The organism is Mesorhizobium sp. M7A.F.Ca.US.014.04.1.1 (genome assembly GCF_003998745.1).
In the GTDB taxonomy this organism is placed as follows: Bacteria; Pseudomonadota; Alphaproteobacteria; order Rhizobiales; family Rhizobiaceae; genus Mesorhizobium; species Mesorhizobium ciceri.
Map to the genome: position 1 here is coordinate 1 of NZ_RZRW01000392.1, position 5,589 is coordinate 5,589.

Below are 5,589 nucleotides of genomic sequence, written 5' to 3' on the forward strand. Positions count from 1 at the left end.
GCTTGGCATCCGCGTAGTCGCTGCTCCCCTCATTCCCATCGGACGCATTCATCGCCATATCGCGCGGGTCCAGATAGCCTTCGAATGCGGATTCTGCAAAAGGACCTGCCAGACACGCAACTATCTCCCGGATCGCATCATCGCGTTCCAAACATCGATCCATATCGTCCTCGAAAATCGGCTTTCGCTTCGAGGTGAATCCTTGCGCTGAATAAAAACCCGCGCCTTCGACAACACCACCGCACTCTCCGTCACCGACGTCGGGGTAAATACTAACACTTGAGAAAGCAGGGAGTTCACGGTCGTCGTCGAACGTCTGACGGTGCAAAACGATGGCGGCCACCGCGTGCCCGGCTTCGTGATGCGCCACAAGCGGCAGATATTGGGAGGCTACATTCATGCGGTGCGGCTCTCAGGTCTAGTTTGCTTTTGCGCATAGGACCGCAATTGTCGTGCCAACTGGGAAAATCGTTTCGGGCAATGCGATCGCTCCGATAGCGTTGCGTCTCCTGTCTGACATTGTTGGGAAGTCGACACGCGCCCGTCGCAATGCGGTCGACCTTCCGCGCGAGTTGGGTGACCCGTGAAGGCGGCCGACCAGGACGATGTTGCGCTGATCGGCGACGAAGGCGCGGCCGGGCGAGATCGCGCATCAGGGGGTGACCGGCGTGTCGGCGAAGTCGAAGTCGTCGATGTCCTTGGCCAGCGGCAACTTGGCGACAGCGAACTGGTATTTGATGGAGCGGGCCTGCTTCTCCGATATCTCGGCCTGCAAGAGATCACCGACAATCCTGGGCGGCTCGTGCCGTCGCTTGATGGCGACGCGCCCATGATCTCGTCATAGGCTCTGCGCATTCCGTAGAGCTTCAGCGCTCCCATCAGTTCCAGTACCTCGGTGCGTTCCATGGCTGTTTGTCCTCCTGAGACTGTCATAGCGGGTGCAGTCGGCGACCGCTCGTGAGCTAGCTTCAGCGCTTGGGGAATGGAAAGGATCGTGCCCGGCGCCGGATCGCGGCTGCGGGCCAGGATGTTGAGGATCACCGGCGCCGACGATGCACCGTGCTCGATGGCTTCCTGACAGGCGGCCTCGACCGCGCTCAATCCGTCGGTCAGCACCCAGGTGAGGATCAACACCATCTGCCGGTCGACGTCATCAACCGCCTTGAGCTGCGCCGCACCTTCTCCATTGCCGACCGCACGACCCAGCCAAGGAACGGCGCGCGCCGTGTGCCAGGGATCGTAGGCGACCTCGTTGCGGCCAAAGGAGCGAACGTGTTCTCCCACGACCACGCCATCCTCTGGCGGATGCGATCCGATCGACATAAGCATGGATCTCGATGGGCCGACCGACGGCACTCGACAGCACCGAGTATTTGTTGTTGTCGAAGCGCACCGTGCAGGTCTTCGACACCGACGGGGGAATGCAATGGAAGCCGTCGAAGCGACCGGCAGCCGCTCCCGCTGCGGCTTGGCCGCATTCGCCGACAGCAGCCGGTCCCGCGTCTCACGCCGAGCTCCCATGCGGGGATAGGGCTGGTGCTTGCGCTCGTAGCGGAACTGCGTCTCCTCAGAACGCAGGACCTTGCGCACCACCTTGCGCGAGATCTTCAGCTCACGGCAGATCGCTTTGATCGACTTCCCCTGGACCAGCGACAGCCGACGTATCTTTGCAATCGTCTCTAAAACCAACATCCAAAACACAAATGCCTCCGATCAAGCCGGAGGCATCTTGATGACCCCATCGTTAAGGGGTCCCGTTTGGACGAAAATCACCCTTTAAACAGGGTCCCCATTCCACGAAAAATCAATGCACTACCTTCCAAAGCTGCGAGAGATCGCCACCGACCGCTTTGAAGGGGCTTTCGGCGGTCTCGTCAGCGAGGTTGTGGCATGAAGAAACATCAATCCACAGCATTGGGCCGAAGCATGCCACGGGCTCATGCCGCGGGAGAGCGGGAAGATATTCTTGAAAGAAGAAGCGGTCTCCGACATCAATACCGACAGGATGGGCAGCTTTCTCACATCACTTGAGGTCGAGCGTGGCAGTTGCGACCCGCAATGCAAGGCTGGCGGCGATGCATGCCTTTGCGCGGTTCCTGATTTCGGAGCACCCCGAATATTAGGATACGCTGCAACTGGTGGTGACACTTCCCTTCAAGAGGGCGCGTGGGTGGCACCTGTCGAATATCTCGATGAGCCCGGAAATCAAGAGCGTCCTGGCGCGTATCGTCCGCCGCACGCCTTCTGGACAGCGGGATTACGCTCTGTTTTCGCTGATGTTCAATACGGATGCACGAGTTCAGGGATCCTGAATCTTCGATTGTGACCTTCGTCTGGTATCGCCCTGTCCCGCCGAGCAAAGCAACGACCGCCCCACACTGCTCACCCGGTTCGGTGTTCCATACTTGCTGCGCACACATGGCTGCGGGCGAAGGAACCACCATGGCGGAAAAAAGCATCCATCATCGCCCTTTGCGGGACACGACGGCCATCCACCTCGTCAAGGCGGGTGTTGACATCGCCACCATCAGTCGATGGCCAGGCCACTCGGGCTGAACTAACGATGCGCTACGCCCAGGCCGGTATCGATATGAAGCGGCAAGCGCTCGAACAAGGCTTCCCCGACGTGATGTCATCGGCAAAAGATCAGACGATCATCGCTTTGATGGCTGGATGTTTGGCTGGCTGCACCGCTTGTAGACGCTCAGTTATGTGGAGTTGTATCGCGGGAAGTCGCGCGTCTTGGGCTTTTGCGGTGTCAGCTCCACATCTCTCCGCAGTGCACGTTGTCACTGTTGAAGAGCCGTTTGTTCAATCTTCGTCCTGGCACGGCAAGGGTTGTCGATATTGTGGGCGTCTTGCGCTTGCCGAGCTTGTCCGAAATCCAGCGCCGGATCAGGCGTGAACACTGTTGCGTAGTTCGTCAGCCAGAGCGCGGAGAACGTCGGCGCTTCCTTCCAGCGCCGTAAAAGCGTAGGGATTGAGGAACTGTCGGCCCCAGAACAGATTGCGATCTGTGCCGGATAGCGTAGCTTCCTCGCTGACACGCGGCCAATTCTCCGCAATGCATCGGAGCTGGCCTTCAACAATCGCAAGAGCTTCCGGCGCGCTGAGCAGGAAGTGATGCGCCGCTTCAAGGCAGGACGCTATCCGGCTCATGCGGTTATTGCCGCTGATGAGCATGGCCTGGCTGGCCTCCTGGCCACTGCGGGCCTGCGGACAAATATCGTACGCAGGCGTGAGGGTGAGCTTAGCGCCGTCCCAGAATGCCGCATGGTTGCGGGCATGATCGTCGGTGTTGCCGCAAAGTATGTTGAAGACAATGCGGCTGAACAACTCGCGCAGAGTTTCCGACGGCGCGGTGAATCGGTGGCGAATGATCTCCGCCAAATCCTGGTAGCTGGCGTAACGCGCCATCATCTCATCGAGCGCGAGCATCGTCAGCGCTGAGACCATGGATTTGCGTTGCCAGCCGCCCGTGACCTTGATCCGGTCGAATCGCTCGACGAGCAACACGTCGTTGCCTGCGGCGCGAACGAGCGAGACGGATGCCGCTCTGATGCCGCACAAGGCGGCAAGCCGCATGGCTATGAATTCTCCTTTGACGACGCTGTAAAGGTCGGCAGACGAGGAAAATTTCGCGACATGCTTGACGGCGTCACCCTCGATCAGCGCCTTTGGCCTTGCGCCGCCGATCGAGCTGCCGTGATGCAGCGCCTGATCTAATTCGGGGGTGAGCGGAATACCTTTCTCTACCCGCTCCGCCGATTGGACAAGCTCTTCGAGAGTGGCATTGGCCAGTGCGCGCGGCTCGTAATGCATTGGCGAAAACTGAAAATCGAGCGCGCCGATGCGGTCCGAGCCTGATTCCAGCAAGAACGTCAGTTCTGAAATATCGAGCCGCGCGATTTCATCGCCCTTCACACCGAATTTGCGGTTTAGGATAACCCGTCGTCCCCAGGCATCAGGGGCAGCATCGCGGATGCATCCCGGCATGGTTAGGCCAGGAAGCAAAGGCAATTCGCCTGCCTTCAGGGGCAGTTCCGGGAGATAAAGCGGGATCGCGCTTCCCAGTTCACGAAAGCTCCTGCCATAGTTGAAGCTGACGAGTCCGTCATGGGCATATAGCCGCCCGGCGACAACCGGCGCGGTCTCGCCCGGCAGCCAGACCCAGACATAGGCTTCGTCGTACTTGGGGACCTTAGAACTCATCGACGATCTGCTTGCCGGCCTTGTAGACGTGCTTCGGCAGCAGCGCGATGCGATCGTCCATGCGGCCTGTGAGGGCTGTGATGCCATTGCCGTCGGCATCGAACAGCTTCACACCGACAATGGCAGCAGCTTCGAACATCAGTCCGATTTCGACTTTGGGATCGCCCTTCTCGATGCGCTGCAGGGTGCTGCGTGAAACACCGATTCTCTCGGCTAACTCCTGTGCGGTTAACCGGTGCTGCATCCGGCCAAGCCGGATGGTCTTACCGAAAAGGCCAAGCGCTTCCATCGCGTAGCGCGAATAGGTGCGTTTATACGTTGCCTTCATTCGGGTCTCTGTGACCTATGCATGATCCATATCGCCTTCTTTCGAACTTTATATAGGTAATGTCACAGAGCGACTGCCAAAGTCAAGACTCCGTATCGCAAGCGTTACCCATCCGAACGAGGAAGGCGGATATTGCCGACGGCTCCTGCACAACCGGCCAGCTCTGCGCGTCTCGGGCGAGGCGGAGATCTGGCGCTGGATCGCGGACAGCCTTGAGACGCCTCGCATGAGTCATTCATGGGCGGTCCCTGGTGCGGGGCCGCGGCGCTCGACTGCTGGCCGACATTCTCGGCGGCGGGACCCGCATCCGGCTACACCAGCACTTTTCGACCGCATACGCGCCCAGCTTCTCTCCGAAATCATTGCCAATGAGCGCGAACCTCATGCGATCGCCGAGCTGGCCTGGCGGCGCGGAATCTACGCACGCATCCGTATTCGAGACCGCCCAAGGGAGGCTGACTAGCGTAACGCCCTCCGATCTAAGCGCCTTCCACAAAGCCGCTTTCGCACGCGACGGGCTGCATGTGGCGGTCGTAGGCGACATAGATGCCAAGCCCTGAGAGTAAGGCTCTACCAGCTGTTCGGCGATTTGCCTCAGAAACTGGCGCTTGCCGGCGCGAACCAGTGGTATCGCGAGGGCGAGCACGCCGAGCGCTTTTCCTCCGCCCTCCACTGACCACAGACCCGCACGCAACGAAGCCGCGCTCGATCTTATCGTGGCGTGGCTAGGTGCAATGTTTGCTCTCGCCATCAGGCCGGCTTTCCCGATGGCGTGGTCAACCTGATCTATGCGTCCGAAGGTGATCGCGTGGGCCGTGAACTCTGCACCAATTCCAAAGATCAGCTTTACCGGTTCGAACGAGGTCGGACGGCTGCTGATGCGTCAGTGCTCTGACCAGATCAAGAAGGTCAGCCTTGAAACCGGCGGCAATGCACCTTTCATCATCTTCGATGATGCCGACATTGACGGTGCTGTTGACGGTGCGGTCCAGGCGAAGTTCCGCAATGCCGGCCAGACCTGCGTTTCCGCGAACCGCATTTACGTCCAA

The 5,589-nt window shown here is 59.5% G+C and carries 4 protein-coding genes and 3 pseudogenes; 2 read left to right on the forward strand and 5 right to left on the reverse strand.

The genetic code is table 11. The features are described from left to right. From EOA22_RS22930 to EOA22_RS39010, 3 genes and pseudogenes are all read right to left on the reverse strand, one after another. On the reverse strand, positions 1–400 hold a 400-nt coding region (locus EOA22_RS22930), incomplete at its 3' end, for a hypothetical protein (protein ID WP_164747207.1). Between the two features lie 192 nt (positions 401–592). After that, a pseudogene (locus EOA22_RS22935) lies at positions 593–906 on the reverse strand (ATP-binding protein); the annotation flags it as partial. Positions 907–916: 10 nt separating this feature from the next. Then, a pseudogene (locus EOA22_RS39010) lies at positions 917–1,450 on the reverse strand (IS21 family transposase); the annotation flags it as partial. A 516-nt stretch (positions 1,451–1,966) separates the two neighbouring features. Here EOA22_RS39010 and EOA22_RS22945 point away from each other — a divergent pair. Then, positions 1,967–2,326 carry a hypothetical protein gene (locus EOA22_RS22945; protein ID WP_126066776.1) on the forward strand — a complete coding sequence of 120 codons (360 nt, stop codon included), beginning with the start codon at positions 1,967–1,969 and terminating at the stop codon, positions 2,324–2,326. Between the two features lie 569 nt (positions 2,327–2,895). Here the strand turns inward: EOA22_RS22945 and EOA22_RS22950 are convergent. Both EOA22_RS22950 and EOA22_RS22955 read right to left on the reverse strand, forming a co-directional pair. Next, positions 2,896–4,212, reverse strand: coding sequence for a HipA domain-containing protein (locus EOA22_RS22950; RefSeq protein ID WP_063169281.1), 1,317 nt, complete (start codon positions 4,210–4,212; stop codon positions 2,896–2,898). Further along, a complete protein-coding gene (locus EOA22_RS22955; RefSeq protein ID WP_063169282.1) occupies positions 4,202–4,540 on the reverse strand; it encodes a helix-turn-helix transcriptional regulator in 339 nt (112 codons plus the stop codon). The genes EOA22_RS22950 and EOA22_RS22955 overlap by 11 nt, the downstream gene beginning before the upstream one ends. Before the next feature lie 611 nt (positions 4,541–5,151). On the opposite strand from EOA22_RS22955, the pseudogene EOA22_RS22965 reads away from it, so the two are divergent. Continuing rightward, positions 5,152–5,589, forward strand: a pseudogene (locus EOA22_RS22965) (aldehyde dehydrogenase family protein); the annotation flags it as partial.

What these genes read in the sequence shown, in the direction of transcription:
- EOA22_RS22955 (WP_063169282.1), bottom strand. Translation starts at nt 4,540, where the DNA reads ATGAAGGCAACGTATAAACGCACCTATTCGCGCTACGCGATGGAAGCG.
- EOA22_RS22950 (WP_063169281.1), bottom strand. Translation starts at nt 4,212, where the DNA reads ATGAGTTCTAAGGTCCCCAAGTACGACGAAGCCTATGTCTGGGTCTGG.